Annotated in this window: 7 protein-coding genes, 1 tRNA gene and 1 other RNA gene; 2 read left to right on the top strand and 7 right to left on the bottom strand. The window is 67.1% G+C overall.

The genetic code is table 11. The annotated features are described in order from the left end of the window. Positions 1-29: 29 nt before the first annotated feature. Complete coding sequence (locus ROV95_RS07505) at positions 30-10,931, bottom strand: autotransporter-associated beta strand repeat-containing protein (RefSeq protein ID WP_312543761.1); 10,902 nt, start codon at positions 10,929-10,931, stop codon at positions 30-32. 358 nt (positions 10,932-11,289) lie between these two features. Then, positions 11,290-11,607 (bottom strand): quaternary ammonium compound efflux SMR transporter SugE, encoded by a 318-nt coding sequence (gene sugE / locus ROV95_RS07500; RefSeq protein ID WP_312543758.1) that lies wholly within the window; start codon positions 11,605-11,607, stop codon positions 11,290-11,292. 302 nt (positions 11,608-11,909) lie between these two features. On the opposite strand from sugE, the gene ffs reads away from it, so the two are divergent. Continuing rightward, an RNA gene (gene ffs, locus ROV95_RS07495) (signal recognition particle sRNA small type) lies at positions 11,910-12,006 on the top strand. 77 nt (positions 12,007-12,083) lie between these two features. Here ffs and ROV95_RS07490 read toward each other — a convergent pair. From ROV95_RS07490 to ROV95_RS07480, 3 genes are read right to left on the bottom strand one after another with little or no spacing between them, the layout of a single operon-like run. Then, positions 12,084-12,473 carry a DUF4440 domain-containing protein gene (locus tag ROV95_RS07490; protein ID WP_312543756.1) on the bottom strand — a complete coding sequence of 130 codons (390 nt, stop codon included), beginning with the start codon at positions 12,471-12,473 and terminating at the stop codon, positions 12,084-12,086. Then, positions 12,470-13,237 (bottom strand): MBL fold metallo-hydrolase, encoded by a 768-nt coding sequence (locus ROV95_RS07485; RefSeq protein WP_134730203.1) that lies wholly within the window; start codon positions 13,235-13,237, stop codon positions 12,470-12,472. The genes ROV95_RS07490 and ROV95_RS07485 overlap by 4 nt, the downstream gene beginning before the upstream one ends. Further along, a complete protein-coding gene (locus tag ROV95_RS07480; protein ID WP_021204519.1) occupies positions 13,237-13,986 on the bottom strand; it encodes a 3-deoxy-D-manno-octulosonic acid kinase in 750 nt (249 codons plus the stop codon). Before ROV95_RS07480 ends, ROV95_RS07485 begins: the two co-directional genes overlap by 1 nt. A gap of 20 nt (positions 13,987-14,006) precedes the next feature. Between ROV95_RS07480 and ROV95_RS07475 the strand changes: the two genes are divergently transcribed. Further along, complete coding sequence (locus ROV95_RS07475; protein WP_111097840.1) at positions 14,007-15,053, top strand: glycosyltransferase family 9 protein; 1,047 nt, start codon at positions 14,007-14,009, stop codon at positions 15,051-15,053. Between the two features lie 18 nt (positions 15,054-15,071). Here the strand turns inward: ROV95_RS07475 and ROV95_RS07470 are convergent, their stop codons facing one another. Together ROV95_RS07470 and ROV95_RS07465 are read right to left on the bottom strand one after the other, a co-directional pair. Next, entirely contained in the window at positions 15,072-15,476 is a 405-nt protein-coding gene (locus tag ROV95_RS07470; RefSeq protein ID WP_019659518.1) for a DUF6165 family protein, read from the bottom strand. A 514-nt stretch (positions 15,477-15,990) separates the two neighbouring features. Continuing rightward, positions 15,991-16,081, bottom strand: a tRNA-Ser gene (locus tag ROV95_RS07465). Between the last annotated feature and the right edge of the window lie 139 nt (positions 16,082-16,220).

Genomic DNA, 16,220 nt, shown 5'->3' with positions numbered 1-16,220 from the left:
AGCCTGGATCCAACATCGCCGCACTTCCCTCAGAAGCCCACGCGAAGGTTGATCTGCCCACCCACGTCGCGGCGGCCATCGCCATGCTGGCCCTGCACGAACATCGACAGCTGGCTGTTGCGGCCGAGGCCGACCGCCACGCCCAGCTGGCTGACCAGCGCATTGCGCGCCATCACCGCACTGTAGACATCGAAGGCATTGCCGCCCACCGCGAAGCGATTGCGGCTGGCCACATCGGTGTCACCCGAGGCGTGCTGCCAGCCGAGGCCGACCGTCAGCTGTGCCGGGAAGCGCTCGCCGCTGCCCACGTCCCAGCGCCCACGCACGCCCACGGTGCTGACATTGAGCGTGTCCTTGCCGCCTTCCAGCGCCAGCGCAGCAGTGCCGCCCTGCTCCACTGCGCGATCGCTGTCGACCCAGTGCTTGGTGAACTGCACGTACGGCTGCAGCTGGGTCCTGCCATGGGACCAGGTCCAGCTGCCCTCCACCTGCGCGATGGTCACATCCGAGTCCTGGCGGCTGTACAGGGTCTGGCCCAGCAGCGGCACCTCACGCGTGGTGCGCGTGCGGTAGTCGCCGCGCGATACGCTGCCACCGACCGCGAAACCGTTGTTCCACTGGCCCTGTGCATACAGGCCGAACGTGTGGCCACGCAGGCGGGCCCGCGAACTGCGATCGTACAGGCGCGTATCCAGCCGCTCGTTGCCTGCGGCCGCACCCAGCACCACGTGCTCGCCCAGCTGCCAGTCCACGCCCGCCATCAGCGCATTGCGGTTGGAGCGGATGTCATCGCCGTTGCCGTCACCGTCCTGGCGGAACACCTTGCCACTCCCGGCCAGCCAGGCCGAGGCCCGCTCACCACGCACGGTCGGCAGCTCACTGCCCAGGCGCTGGCGGATACCCTCCTCCAGGTAGTTGTCGTACAGCAGCACCGCGCGGCTGGCCGCATGCACTTCACCCGAAAGCTGGTCGAACGCCGCGCGCGCAGTGCCCGCGTCATACATCAGCAGGGTGTTGTACAGGCCCAGCGCCGGGCCGCTCTGCGGCAGGCTGTCCAGCGCTGCGGCAGTGTTGTACTGGTTGCGCGTCGTCGCTGCGGTGGTGAATGCTGCGGTCTGCGCCACGTCTATCTGCAGGTTGGCGGTGTTGGCGGTATAGACCGGCGTAATCGTCAGGAAGGCCGACGGCGAGGTTGCCGAAGCGAACTGCCCGCTCAGGCCACCACCTGCATTGACCACCGTGTACTGCTGGCCCTGCTGGTAGCTGGTGCTCGGCGAAATGGTGTTCACCCGCACCGTGCTGCCACCCACGTTTGCACTACCGCCCACCTGCACCGTGTCGCTGCCGGTGGCACCCAGGTCGATGCCCAGCGTGCTGCCCGGCGACAGGGTCAGATTGCCGCCCACCGTAATGGTGCCGGCGCCATTGCCCGCACCGCCGCTGTTGCCTGGACCATTGCCCGGCGACAGCACGCCGCCGCTGGACACCGTCACGCCGCCACCCGTGCCACCGATGGTCCCGGTACCGGACAGCGTGGTACCGCTGCCGATGGTCCACTGGCCACCGATGTTGCCGGTGACATTCAGGCCACCGCCGGTGACCTGGCCGGTGCCGCTGAAGCCGCCGCTGTTGCCGCCCAGGTTCAGGCCGCCCGGGCCTGCCTGCACGATGCTGCCACCACCGCTGATGGCGCCGCCCAGCGTGGTGGTGCCGCCGGTGTTGATGACCAGGCCACCATTGTTGGTGATATTGCCGGTGATCGAGCCGCTGGCGCCGCCATTGCCGACCTGCACGGTGCCGCCGGCATTGATGGTGGTGCCGCCGGTGTAGGTGTTGTTGCCGGTCAGGACCACGGTGCCGGTGCCGGCCTGGGTCAGGCCACCGTTGCCGCTGATGGTGCCGCCCACCGTGGTGTTGCCGCCGACGTTGAACACCAGGCTGCCGTTGTTGGCAACGTTGCCGGTGATCGCACCGCTCGCGCCACCGTTGCCGACCTGCAGCGTGCCGCCGGTGTTGATGGTGGTGCCGCCGGTATAGGTGTTGTTACCGGTCAGGACCACGGTGCCGGTGCCGGCCTGGGTCAGGCCGCCGCTGCCGCTGATGGCACCGCCGACGGTGGTGTTGCCACCCACGTTGAACACCAGGCTGCCGTTGTTGACGACGCTGCCGCCGATGGCACCGGTCGCACCGCCATTGCCGACCTGCAGGGTGCCACCGGCATTGATGGTGGTCTGGCCGGTATAGGTGTTGTTGCCGTTCAGGGTCAGCGTGCCGCTGCCGGCCTGGGTCAGGCCGCCACTGCCACTGATGGTGCCATTCAGCGTGGTATTGCCCGCCACATTGGAGAGCAGCGTGCCATTGTTGGTGACGTCGCCGACGATCGAGCCCGTCGCACCGCCGTTGCCCAGCTGCAGCGTACCGCCGGCGTTGATGGTGGTACCGCCGGTATAGGTGTTGGTACCGGTCAGCAGCAACGTCCCGCTGCCGGCCTGGGTCAGGCCGCCGCTGCCGCTGATGGTGCCGCCCAGCGCGGTGTTGCCGCCCACGTTGGAGATCAACGCGCCATCGTTGGTGATGTCGCCAGCGATGGAGCCGGTTGCCCCGCCGTTGCCGACCTGCAGCGTGCCACCGGCATTGATGGTGGTGCCGCCGGTGTAGGTGTTGTTGCCAACCAGGGTCAACACGCCAGCGCCGGCCTGGATCAGCGTGCCACTGCCACTGATCGCGCCATCGACTGTGGTGTTGCCACCGACGTTGAACACCAGGCTGCCGTTGTTGGCAACGTTGCCGGTGATCGCGCCGGTCGCACCGCCATTGCCCACCTGCAGCGTGCCACCGGCATTGATGGTGGTGCCGCCGGTATAGGTGTTGTTGCCGGTCAGAGTCAGCGTGCCGCTGCCGGCCTGGGTCAGGCCACCGGCGCCGCTGATGGTGCCGCCCAGCGTGGTGTTGCCGGCCACGTTGGATACCAGCGCACCGTTGTTGGTGATGTCACCGACGATCGCGCCGGTTGCACCGCCGTTGCCCACCTGCAATGTGCCACCGGCATTGATGGTGGTACCGCCTGTGTAGGTGTTGTTGCCGGTCAGCACCAGCGTACCGCTGCCGGCCTGGGTCAGGCTGCCACTGCCGCTGACCACACCGCCCACGGTTGCCGTGGTGCCGAGGTTGTAGACCAGGCTGCCGTCGTTGGTGATGTCGCCCAGCACCGAGCCGGTGCTGCCACCGTTGCCGATCTGCAGCGTGCTGCCACCGTTGATGGTGGTGCCACCGGTGTAGGTGTTGTCACCACTCAGGGTCAGCGTGCCGGTACCACTCTGCACCAGGCCACCGGTGCCGCCGATCACGCCGGCGAACGTGGTGCTGGCGTTGTTGCCGCCGGTGGTCAGCGTTGCACCGCCCAGCGCCACCGTACTGCCGGTAACACCGGCCAGGCCACCGATGCTCTGGTTGCCACCGGCACTGATGTCCAGCGTACCGGTGCCGGCCAGGTTCACCGTGCTGGCGTCGGACAGGCTGCCGCCCGCGCCCACCGCCAGCGTGCCGCTGTTGATGGTGGTGGTGCCGGTGTAGCTGCTGGCGCCGGCCAGGGTCAGCGTGGCCGCACCGTCCTTGGTCAGGCCGCCTGCACCGGAGACCGCACCGGCCAGCGTCAGGTCGTTGTTGCCCAGCACATCAAGCGTGGCACCGGCGCCGAGTGCAACGTTGTTGGCCAGGGTCACCGCCGCGTTGGCATCCAGCGAACCGTTCCCGGCCACGTTCAACGCACCCGTACCGAGCGCGGCATTGTTGCCGACCACCAGCCCGCCGGCATTGAGGGTGACGCCGCCGCTGAAGGTGTTCGCACCGCCCAGCGTCTGCACGCCAGCGCCGTCCTTGATCAGCGCTCCCGTGCCGCCGATGGTGCCGTCGAACGTGGTGTTGCCGACGCCGCCGAGAGTCAGCGTGTTGCCACCCAGCGCCACACTCGAACCCGCCACGCCCGCCAGCGAGCCGATGCTCTGGTTGCCGCCTGCGGAGATATCGAACGCGGTACCCGCATTGGCGAGGGTGACCGCACCGGTCGCCGCCAGGCTGCCGCCGGCACCGATCGCCAGCGTGCCGGCATTGATGGTGGTGCCGCCAGTGAAGGTGTTGGTACCGGTCAGGGTTTCGGTGCCGGTGCCTTCCTTGATCAGGCCGCCGGTGCCGGCAATCGAACCACCGAACGTGCCGTTGCTGGCATCGCCGATGGTCAGCGTGTTCGCGCCCAGATTCACCGTACCGTTGCCGATCAGCGTGCCGAACACCTGCGTACCCGCACCGGCCGACAGATCGAAGGTCGCGCCGGTGGCCAGGTTGACGGTGCCACTGGCAAGCAGGCTCGCGCCCGCGCCCAGCGCCAGCGTACCGGCGTTGATGTTGGTGCCACCGGAATAGGTGTTGGTGCCGTTCAAGGTTAGTGTCGCCAGGCCCTCCTTGGTGAGGAACCCGGTGCCGCTGAGATTGCCGTTGAGTGTCAGATCGTTGCTGCCCAGCACGGTCAGGCCGGCATTGAGAACGAAGTTGTTGCCCAGCGTGATCGCACTGTTGGAATCGAGCGAGGCATTGCCACCCACGGTCACCGTACCCGTGCCAAGCGCGGAATTGTTGCCGACCACCAGGCCACCGGCGTTGAGCGTGACGCCACCGCTGAAGGCATTGGCACCATTCAGCGTCTGCACGCCGGCGCCGTTCTTGATCAGGCCGCCACTGCCGCTGATCACGCCGTTGTAGGTGCTGTCGGCGACGCCGCCGAGGGTCAGCGTGTTGCCGCCCAGCGCCACTGTGCTGCCGGCCACGCCGGCCAGCGAACCAATGCTCTGGCTGCCACCGCCGGAGATGTCCAGCGTGCCGGCACCGGCCAGATTCACCGCGCCGGTGGACGCCAGGCTGCCTCCGGCACCGATGGCCAGCGTGCCGTTGTTGATGGTGGTGCCGCCGGAATAGGTGTTGGCACCGGTCAGGGTCACCGTGGCTGCGCCGTCCTTCACCAGACCACCGGCACCGCTGATGATGCCGTCCAGGGTCAGCCCATTGCTGCCGAGCAGGGTGAGGTTGTTGCCGGCAGAGAGGTTGATGACGTTGCCGAGGGTGACTGCCAGGCTGCTGTCCAGCGTCGCGTCGGCCCCCACGTCCAGCGCCCCCGTACCCAGCGCGCTGTTGTTGCCGACCACCAGGCCGCCACCGTTCAAGGCCAGACCACCACTGAACAGGTTGGCGCCGCCCAGGGTGAGGATACCCACGCCGTTCTTGACCAGCGCACCGGTGCCGGAAATCGAACCGTCGAAGGTGCTGCTGTCGGCGCCGCCGAGGATCAGCGAGTTGGCGCCGAGGCTGACCAGGGAGCCGGTCACGCCAGACAGTGAACCAATCGTCTGGTTGGCACCGGAACCCGAAATGTCGAAGCCCGCGCCGGCGGCGGCGACGTTCACCGCTCCGGACGAGGACAGACTGCCGCCGAGACCGATCGCCAGCGTGCCGGCGTTGATGGTGGTGCCGCCGGTGTAGGTATTGGTGCCGGTCAGTGTCTCGATACCGCTACCGACCTTGGTCAGGCTACCGGTGCCGGCGATCGAACCGCTGAAGGTGCCGTTGGCGGCGCTGCCCACTTCGATGTTGTTGGCGCCCAGGTTGACCGTGCCGTTGCCAACCAGCGTGCCGAACACCTGCGTGCCGTTGCCGGCCGACAGGTCCAGCGTGGCGCCGGTGGCGAGATTGACGGTGCCGCTTGCGGCCAGGCTGGCCCCGGCGCCGAGTGCCAGCGTGCCGGCGTTGACGTTGGTACCGCCGGTGTAGGTGTTGGCGCCGTTCAAGGTCAGCATCGCAGTGCCGTTCTTGGTCAGGCTGCCGGCACCGGAGAGCACACCGTTGAGGGTGAGCGCGCTGGTGCCCAGCACCGTCAGCCCGGCGTTGAGCACCACGTTGTTGGCCAGCGTCGCCAGCGCGGTGGTATCCAGCGTGGTCGCCCCACCGACGGTGAGCACGCCGGTACCCAGCGCGGCATCATTGCCGAGCACCAGGCCGCCGGCATCGAGCGAGACGCCGCCGCCGAAGGTATTGGCACCGGACAGGGTCTGCACCCCGGCGCCGACCTTCACCAGCCCGCCACCACCACCGATCACGCCATCGAAGGCCCCGTTGGTCGCGGTGCCGAATGTCAGCGAATTGCCCCCCAGCGCCAGTGTGGTTCCGAGCACGCCGTTGAGCGCACCGATGGTCTGGTTGCCGGTCGCGCCGGAGATATCGAAGCCCGCGCCGGCATTACCGAGCGTGAGGTCGCCAGCGGCAGCCAGACTGCCCCCCACGCCCAGCGCCAGCGTGCCGGCGTTGATGGTGGTGCCACCGCTGTAAGTGTTGGCGTCGTCCAGTGTCAGCGTGGCGGTGCCGTTCTTGATCAGGCTGCCATTGCCGGACACGATGCCGCCCAGGGTCAGCGCATTGCTGCCCGCTACGGTCAGCGCCACGCCCGAGCCAAGGTTCACCGCGTTGCCCAGCGTCACCGCGGTGCCGGCATCCAGCGAAGCACTGTTGTTCACCGCCAGCGTGCCGGAACCCAGCGCCCCGTTGGCGCCCACCACCAGGCTGCCGCCGTTCAAGGTCAGGCCGCCATCGAACGTGTTGGTGTTGTTGAGCGTCAGCAGACCCGTACCGTTCTTGACCAGGCTGCCGTTGCCAGCCACCACGCCGCCGAGGGTGACATCATTGGTGCCGCCCAGCGTCAGTTGCGTACCGGCACCAAAGTTCACCGCGTTGGCCAGGTTCAGCGCCACGGTACTGTCCAGCGTGGTGGTGCCACCGATGCCCAGCGGACCCGTGCCGAGCGCACTGGCGTCGCCGAGAATCAGGCCGCCCGCGTTGAGCGCAAGGCCACCGCTGAACGTGTTGGCGCCGGACAGCGTCTGCACGCCCGTACCGGTCTTGATCAGGCCACCGGTACCGTCGATCACGCCGGCAAAACTGCCATCGGCGGCACCGCCGAAGGTGAGTGACTGCGCGCCAAGCAGCAGCTGGCTGCCTGCCACGCCGTTCAGTGCGCCGATGGTCTGCGCTGCACCCGCTGCGGAGATGTCCAGTGCCGCACCGGCGCCCGCAAGATCCACTGCACCGGTTGCGGCAAGACCGCCGCCCGCTCCCAGCGCCAGCGTGCCTGCGTTGATGGTCGTGCCACCGTTGTAGGTATTGGCGCCAGACAACGTCAGCCGCGCCGTACCGTCCTTGATCAGCCCGCCAACACCGAATACCGGGCCGGCGAGCGTCAGGTCATTGCTGCCCAGCACCGTGAGGTTGGCGCCGGCGGCGAGGCCTATGTTGTTGGTCACGGTGAGCGCCGATGCTGCATCCAGCGAAGCGTTGCCGCCCACGTCCAGCTGGCCGGTACCCAATGCCTGCGCATTGCCCAGCTGCAGCAGGCCCGCGTTGAGGCCAACACCCCCGCTGAAGGTGTTGGCTCCGTTCAACGCCAGTGTCGCCGCACCGTTCTTGACCAGGCCGCCAGTGCCGCTGATGACACCGCCCAGCGACACGTCCTGGCTGCCCAGCAGATCCAGCACCGCGCCTGCACCGAGGTTGACGTCGTTGGCGAGATTCAGGGCCACCGAACTGTCCAGCGTGGTATCGGCCCCCACCGACAATGCACCGGCGCCCAGCGCGCCGGCATTGCCCAGCAGCAGGCCGCCGCCGTTGACGGTCAGCCCCCCACCGAAGCTGTTGGCGCCATTGAGGGTCAAGGTGGTGGCACCGTTCTTCACCAGCCTGCCCGCACCGGACACCACCCCACCCAGCGTGATCGCCTGCGAACCCGGCAGCGACAACGCGGCGCCTGCACCCAGTGCCACGTTGTTGCTCAGGTTCAGCGGCGCACTGCCGTCGAGCGAGACGTTGCCACCGATGCCCAGTGTCCCCGTACCGAGCGCGCCGCTGTTGCCCAGCAGCAGGCTGCCCGCGTTTGCGTTCAGTCCACCGCTGAAGGTGTTGGTTCCGTTCAAGGTCAGTGTCGAGGCGCCGTTCTTGACCAGGCTGCCGGTGCCCGTGATGTTGCCGGCCAGGGCCAGGTTCTGGCTACCCGGCAGGGTCAGGGCCGCGCCGAGGTTGATCGCACTGCCCAGGTTCAACGCTGCCGTGGCGTCCAGCGACCCGTTGCCACTGACCGTCAGCGCGCCGCTTCCCAGCGCACCGGCGTTGCCCAGCACCAGCCCACCGGCCGCAAGATTCACCCCACCGCTGAAGGTATTGGCACCAGTCAGCGTCTGCACGCCGGTACCCTGCTTGATCAGCCCACCGGTGCCGCCGATCACGCCGGCGAAGGTCTGGTTGGTGGCATCACCGAAGGTGAGCGTGCTGCTGCCCAGCGTCACCGTGCTGCCGGCAATACCGGACAGCGCGCCGATGGTCTGGTTGCCGCCGAGCGAGATGTCCAGGTCCGCGCCAACGCCGGTCAGGCTGACCGCACCGCCGGCGGCCAGGCTTCCGCCGCTGCCCACCGCAACCTTGCCGGCATTGATCGCCAGGCCGCCGATGAAGGTATTTGCGCCACCCAGCGTAAGCGTGGCCGCACCGTTCTTGACCAGGCTGCCGGTGCCACCGATGGCGCCGCCCAGCGTCAATGCATTGCTGCCCAGTACATTCAGCAGGCCACCTGCGCCGAGGTTGATGCCGTTGCCCACGCTCAGCGCCGCGCTGGCATCGAGCGTTGTCGGACCGCCGACATTCAGCGCGCCGGTTCCGAGCGCGCCGGCATTGCCCAGGACCAAGCCACCGGCATTGAGCGCCAGCCCACCACCAAAGGTATTTGCACCGTTGAGCGTCAGCGTGGTCGCACCACTCTTGACCAGGCTGCCGGTGCCACCGATCACGCCGTTGAACGTCAACGCCTGGTTGCCGAGCAGATTGAGGCTGGCACCCGAACCGAGGTTGACCGCGTTGCCCAGTGCAAGCGCCCCCGTGGTTCCATCGAGCGTCACGTCGCCGCCGACACTGAGCGCACCGCTGCCCACCGCAGCAGCATTGCCCAGCAGCAGGCCGCCGCCGTTGAGTGCCACGCCGCCACTGAGGTTGTTCACGCCCGACAAGGTCTGCACGCCGGTGCCCAGCTTGACCAGGCCACCCGTGCCTGCGGCGAACGTGCCGCTGTAGCTGGTATCGCCCAGCCCCGCGAGGGTGAGCGTGTGGCTGCCTAGGTTGACCGAACCGCCGAGGCCCGCCAGCGAACCGATGGTCTGGTTGGCGGCCGCCGAAAGATCCAGGCTGGTGCCGACGCCCAGCGTGATCGCGCCGGTGGGCGACAGGCTACCGCCCGCGCCCAAGGCCAACGCGCCGCCGGCCAGATTGAAGCTGCCGCTCAGCGAATTGGCACCGTTCAGGGTCAGCGTGCCCGCACCGTTCTTGGTCACGTTGCCGGCACCGGAAATCGAGCCACTCAATGTCAGCGCATTGCTGCCCAGCAGGTTCAGCGAGCCCCCGCCATTGACCACCAGGTTGTTGCCCAGGTTGAAGCCCGCCGTCGTGTCCAGCGAGGCGCTGCCACCGACGGTCAGATTGCCGCTGCCGAGTGCACCGGCATTGCCCAGCAGCAGGCCGCCGGCATTGAGGTTGACGCCACCGGAGAACAGGTTTGCGCCGCCGAGAGTAACGATGCCGGTGTTGTTGACCGTCAGTCCGCCAGCACCTGAAAGCACGCCATTCAAGCCGAACGCATTGGTCCCGGCCAGGGATAGATTGCCACCGAGGCTGAAAGCGTTGGCCAGATTCAGACCGGCCGTGGAGGATGCGATGGCACCGCCGTTGGCGGTGAACAGCCCTGTGCCGAAGGAACCGGCATTGTTGAAATTGACCAAGCCATCATTGAGCGTGGTCGCACCTGCACCCGCCCACGCACCCTGCAGGTTCCAGGTGCCGCTGTTGACGGTGAGCTTCTGGAAATTGAGGTACTGGTTCCAGCCCAGCGTGGTCACCGCTCCGCCGGTGCCGGCCCCCGGACCGCTGACGACGTTCTGCAACACCAGCGTGTTGTTGGCCGCACCACTGCCGGTGCCGGCGTCGACCGATCCCGCAGCCGCAACCTTCACCCCGGTGACACCGGTAATCACGCCTGCAAGAGCGCTGCCGCCGCCGCTCACAACGCTGGAACCCGACACTGCGGTGAAGGTGTTGCCGCCGGTTGAATCACCCAGGTGAACGCTGCCACTGACCGCCCCCGCATTGAGGAACGTATTACCGCCAGAAGCGCCCAGACCGACACGCCCGTCGATGGTGCCGGTGTTGGTCACATTGGCTGCCGCACCACCGTACGTCACCACGGTAGTCGCGTCGGAAACGCTGCCTGCGCCGATCAACGACGTGCTGATCAGGCCGGCGTTGTTGATGGTGGTGGTGCCGTTGACATTCTGTGCCACCAGCGCCTGTCCACCGAAGCCCAGCAGCGTTGCGATGTTGACGACACCCTTGATCTGCCCGCTGGCATTGTTGTTGACGACGATCGCGCTGTTGTTGGCAGAAGCATTGCCGATGACCAGGCCGGGCGAGGCGAGGATGATCGAGCTCGGATCGATCGTGCCATTGTTGTTGACCGTCACGTTGTCGCCGGTCAGCGTTGCTGCGTTGCCGCCACCTACGATCGGCGGCGTACGCAGCAATGCACCCGCGTCGATGTTCAGCGTGAGGCCGTTGGTCGCGTTGGAGTAGTTGTTGATGTTGGTGCTGCTGTCGCAGTTTACGGTTGTGGTGCCCGTGCACGCTGCGAATGCCGGTCCGCTGGCCAGTGTGGCGGCCAAAGCCGCCGCCAGCTGGTGCGCCCGCAATCGCGGCACCCGCCCTGCGCTGGCCGCGCTTCCGCCGGGATTGCGGGCGATCTCCGAAGCAACCTGCATTACCCCAAGGGCACGATTGAAAACCAGACGGTAAATGCGGTTCATCGGTAAATCTCCATGAAAAGACCGGATGGCACAGCTGGCAGGTTTTTTGGAGACAATGCGGCCCACCCCGGCTCCCGATGCGGGAACAAGGTTCGAGGGCATTAACTCCTGAAAATCTTCACATCTTCACGCGGTCGCACCCGTTGACAGGTACGACAGCGTGTCCCTCAAGGCGAAAACTCCCCGGTTTCGCCCGACGAATGGCGGCACTGTGCGACCGTCGGTGCCAGCGGCATGTGAATCACGCTCGTTATTTTCATGACGTACGTCAAATAAAACGGGCGGACAAAATGGTCTTGCCGAAAATGCATATACCTGCCGAAAGCGGAGATTCCTTTCCCCGCCTTAAGTAAATCATTCAGCTGCTCGAGAGTTTCATCAGCACCAGGCCGGAAACGATCAGCACCGCTGCACCGATCCGCATCGGGCTGACCTGCTCGCCCAGGAACACGATGCCGACCACGAATGCACCAACCGCGCCGATGCCGGTCCAGATTGTGTAGGCAGTGCCCAGCGGCAGGCTGCGCATGGCTACTGCAAGCAGCCAGAAGCTGGCGATCATGCCGATGATCGTGACCACGGTGGGGGTGAGCCTGGTGAAGTCTTCGGACTGCTTCATGGACACGGCCCAGACGATTTCCAGCAGGCCGGCGAACAACAGATAGATCCAGGCCATGACAGCCCTCCTCTTGGTAGGGCCAGGCCGTCCTGGTCAGTGGTTCCCGATGTGGGGGAGGCCGTTCCTCCTGGCCGGCATTGTAGCAACGCCGGTCGCGCCGGGCCCTTGCCAGCAGACGCGGGTTACAGCCGATTCAGTGCACGAAGCTGGCGTCGATGTACCTGCCTGCGCTATAGTTGCCGTCTGCCATCGGTCAGCCGATGTGCAGTCCGGCTGTGGTCTCCGGCGCGTCGCGCGCTGCTTCCCCTGATCGGTGAACACCGGCCGCCCCTTGGGCGGCCAACGTCTCTATGGTGGCCCCGTCGGCCCCTCGCGACGCTAGGTCGAAAATCCCGCCAGGGCCGGAAGGCAGCAACGGTATCGATCGACGCGGGCGCCGAGGTCAGCCGGCGGGGCCATCGCCTTTTCGGGCGCCCCACGGCCCTGGTAGCCGCCAATCTTGATTGGCGCCCCTCGCCGGGCATGGCCCACCGCTACCGGGCCTGCGGCGTTCCCTGATGGAACACCACGCGCCACCCCTGCGCATGCCGACGCCACAGCGAACTGCGCAGCACCCAGCGTTGCGCCTGGCCATCGACGTGATGGCGGCTGCGGTAGCGCACCTGGGCCAGGCCCCGGGCCAGCAACCACACGGCGTACTGTTCCGATTCAATCAGCACCTGCGCGCGCTCCAACGGGATCTCCAGCAACGCGGCATCACGACCGTAGCATTGTCCGGAACTGCCGATCTCGCTGAGATCCTCGTCCAGCAGGGCCGAAAGGGCCTGGCGGTCACCCCGCACCTGCGGCGCATGCAGCGCGCGTTCCAGCGCCTCCAGTTCGGCGGCCAACGCTGCGTCCGCAGGCTGGCCCACGTCGATCACGCCGGATCCTGCGCCAGTACGTGCGGCGCGGTCGGGCTGGCCAGGGGCACGCACTGCCCCGGCTGCGCAACACGGTGCCCCCGCGCCGCCAGCGCCTGGCCATCGGCCACGCTGGCATAGTGGTAGAGCATCATCCGCGCCCGCAGCTCGGCGCTGTACTCACGCTCCAGATCGTCCACGCCGGTGTGCGACGGATTGCCGTGCAGGCCGCAGTCGTGGGCGATCAGCTCGTTGTCATTGGCGAAGCGGGCCAGCATCTCCGGAATCGGCCGGGTATCGCCGCTCCAGGTCAGCGCGCCCTGCAGGCGCAGGCCATAGGCCGTCTCCGGCCAGTGGTGGCGCACTGGGAACACCTCCAGGCGCACTCCCTCGTGCCAGAACGCATCGCCCACCACGATCAGCTGGAAGGCATCCCAGAAGTTCGCACCGCCCTCGGCCAGCACGTTCGGATAGTCACCGATGCGCTGGTGCAGCAGCGGCACCACCGTGGCCGGCACATACAGGCGCACCTTGCCGCGCCGCTGCGCATTGAAGAAGGTGTCCACGAACAGCCGTTCGAAGCCTGCCACGTGGTCAAGGTGCACATGGGTCACGAACAACGCCTGCGGCATGTGGCCGTAGTGCGCCTTGAACGCGGTCAGCCCTTCACCACCACAATCAATGGTCAGCCACGGACGCCCATCCCGCTCGATCACCGACATCGGCGACCCCAGCTCGACCGCCGACGCATTGCCGACGCCCAGGAAACGCAACGACCAATCCATCAGGTGCCCCGGTTCCAGGCCATGTCATAGGCACGGCGCAGCCGCGCGTAGTCCTTCTGCACATCTTCCACGCTGCGCTCGCCGCGCAACTTGATCAGCGAGCGCAGCAGGCGCTTGAGGTTGCGTTCGCGCCAGGCGGTGGCCGGAATGCGGATCACCCCACGGTCGAAGTCGATCAGCCAGCCATGGCCGTTGCCATCGAACAGGATGTTGTGCGCGTTGAGGTCGGCATGGTCCAGGCCGGCACGATGGAAGCGGGCGATCAGCCGCCCCGTCTCCTCCCAGGGCGCGCCCCGGCCGGCGACCAGGGCGCGGTCGGCCAGCGAGCGCACGCCCTCGATCCGCTCCATCAGGATCGCGGCCCGGTAGCGCAGGCCCTCGCGCATGTAGAACGCGGCGATCGGCCGTGGCACCGGCAGCTTCTTCTCGCGCAGCGCGCGCATCAGCCGGAATTCGGCGAAGCTGCGGGTCCGGTCCGAACCGCGCCACAGGTACTGGTCGTGGCTGAGCTTCGCGGCCAGGCCGCCCCGCAGGTAGTGCCGCAGCACGCTGGCCCCGAACGGCGCATCGACGAACCAGGCGCTGCCGCGGCCGCCCTCGCCCACCGGCCGGGCCCTGCTGCCCCAGTGCTGGGGCGAGAACAGGCCGATGTCGGCTTGCCGCAGCCGCTCGCGGTCGAACAGAATGGCCCCGATGCCGCGACCCTCGCGGCATGGCGTCAGCGCTTCATTGGCGTCGAATGCGACCATTTCATTGAGTCTAACAACACATGGCATCAGCGTCCTCCTCCTTGTGCCTCCTGCGCCTGTCCGCACTCGGCGACGTCACCCACGTGGTGCCCCTGGTGCGCACCCTGCAGGCTGCGCGCCCGGACACGCCGATCCACTGGATCATCGACAAGGTTGGCCACAAGCTGCTTGACGGCCTGCCCGGTGTCACCTTCCATGCCTACGACAAGAAGAGCGGCATGGCTGGGGTCAAGGAACTGCGCAGGCAACTGCCACCGGGGCGCTTCGAGGCGCTTCTGCAGATGCAGGTCGCATTCCGCGCCAACCTGCTGTCAGCCTTCATTCCGGCCGAACGCCGCATCGGCTACGACCGCAGCCGCTCCAAGGACCTGCACGGGCTCTTCATCAACGAGCGCATTCCTGACCGCCCCGGCATCCATGTACTGGATGCCATCGGCAGCTTCTGCGAACCGCTGGGCCTGCGCCAGACCGAAGTCAGCTGGGATCTGGCCGTGCCGCCCTCCGCTTTCGAGTGGGCCGCCGCGCAGTGGCAGGACGATGGCCGCCCGGTGCTGATGATCTCGCCCTGCTCCAGCCACGTGCGGCGCAACTGGTATGCGGACCGCTATGCAGCGGTGGCCAACCACGCCGCACAGCGCGGTTGGCGGGTGGTGCTGTGCGGTGGCCGCAGCGAACTGGAGCGCCACATGGCCGATGCGATCCAGGCGCAGCTGCAGACGCCGGCACTGGACCTGGTCGGCAAGGACACGTTGAAGCAGCTGCCTGCCCTGCTGGCCCGCGCCAATCTGGTGATGACCCCGGACTCGGGCCCGATGCACATCGCCAACGCGATGGGCGCCAAAGTGCTGGGCCTGCATGCAGCCAGCAATCCGGACCGCAGTGGCCCGTACTCGGACCGCCGCTACTGCGTGGACCGCTACGATGATGCCGCGCGCAAGTACCTGGCCAAGCAGGCGACGGACCTGAAGTGGGGCACCAAGATCGAATTCGACGATGTGATGGAACTGATCACCGTGGAAGACGGTATCGCTGCGTTCGAACGCTACGTCGCCGACCACCTGGGGTGATCGGCAACCTGCCCGGGTTTACGTGCGCTGCGCGTAATCCTGGTAGGACTTCTCTTCCACATACGCCGAGCCCAGCGCCAGGTTGATCGCCTTCTTGATGCGCGCGCGCTCGTCGTTGCGCAGGTAGACACTGCGCGCCAGGTCGATGAAGCCCTGGTCGAACGCCTGCACCTTCTCCTTCAGGCGGATGTCGTCCTCGATGTCCCACAGCTGCTCGTTGACCGCCTTCAGCTCGGCACGCAGCTTGGCGATGTCCTTCACCGCGGCCGGGTGTGCCATCCAGGTCTGCTCCAGCGCCGACAGCTCCTTGCGCACATTGGCCAGCTTGCCCTCGTCGCTGATGCGTTCGGACTTGATCTGCAGGATCGAGATCTTGTCCAGCAGCTCGCCGAAGGAAACGGGGACGAGGATTTCAGCGGTCATCGGGAAAAGCTCCAGCAGGTGATGCGTACATGTTAACCCGCAGCGTCCGCACGGATATCCCGGGTAGATCCACGCCATGCGTGGATGAGCCTGCCAGCAGGAACAGCATCCACGCACCGCGCGGATCTCCCGTGATCCATCTGGAGGAACCAGCCCCTCTGTTGAGGGGCTGCCCCGACAGGGGCGGGGAGAGGCCGGCAAAGGGAGGGGCGCACGCGTTGCGCAGCGACGTGTGGGGCGACGCGCAGAGCGCGTCGCGTCCCGCGCCAGATCAGTACAGGGTCACTACGGCGGGATGCCCGCCGCGCATCCACGCACCGCGCGGATCTCCCGTGATGCATCTGGAGGACCAAGCCCCTCTGTTGAGGGGCTGCCCCGACAGGGGCGGGGAGAGGCCGGCAAAGGGAGGGGCCCATACGTTGCGCAGCAACGTTTGGGGCGACGCGCAGAGCGCGTCGCGTCCCGCGCCAGATAAAGAAAAAGGGCTGCCTTTCGGCAGCCCTTTTTCTTTATCTGGCGGAGAGGGGGGGATTCGAACCCCCGAGGCGCTATAAACGCCTGCCTGATTTCGAGTCAGGTACATTCAACCACTCTGCCACCTCTCCGGGTGGTCCCCGGCGGACCGGGGACGCGCATCATACGAGGAAGTGAGGCCGACGACAAGTCATTCCGGCCCATGAAGTGGAAATTTCCTGGGCGCATGCCTTGCCGGATGCGTGCGGCCACCCGATGATGCCTGTCTCC

Origin of the sequence: Stenotrophomonas maltophilia group sp. msm1, assembly GCF_032025805.1 — a bacterium.
Taxonomy (GTDB): Bacteria; Pseudomonadota; Gammaproteobacteria; order Xanthomonadales; family Xanthomonadaceae; genus Stenotrophomonas; species Stenotrophomonas hibiscicola.
Note: the sequence above shows the minus strand (reverse complement) of the source record. Positions and strands in the feature narration are given on the sequence as shown.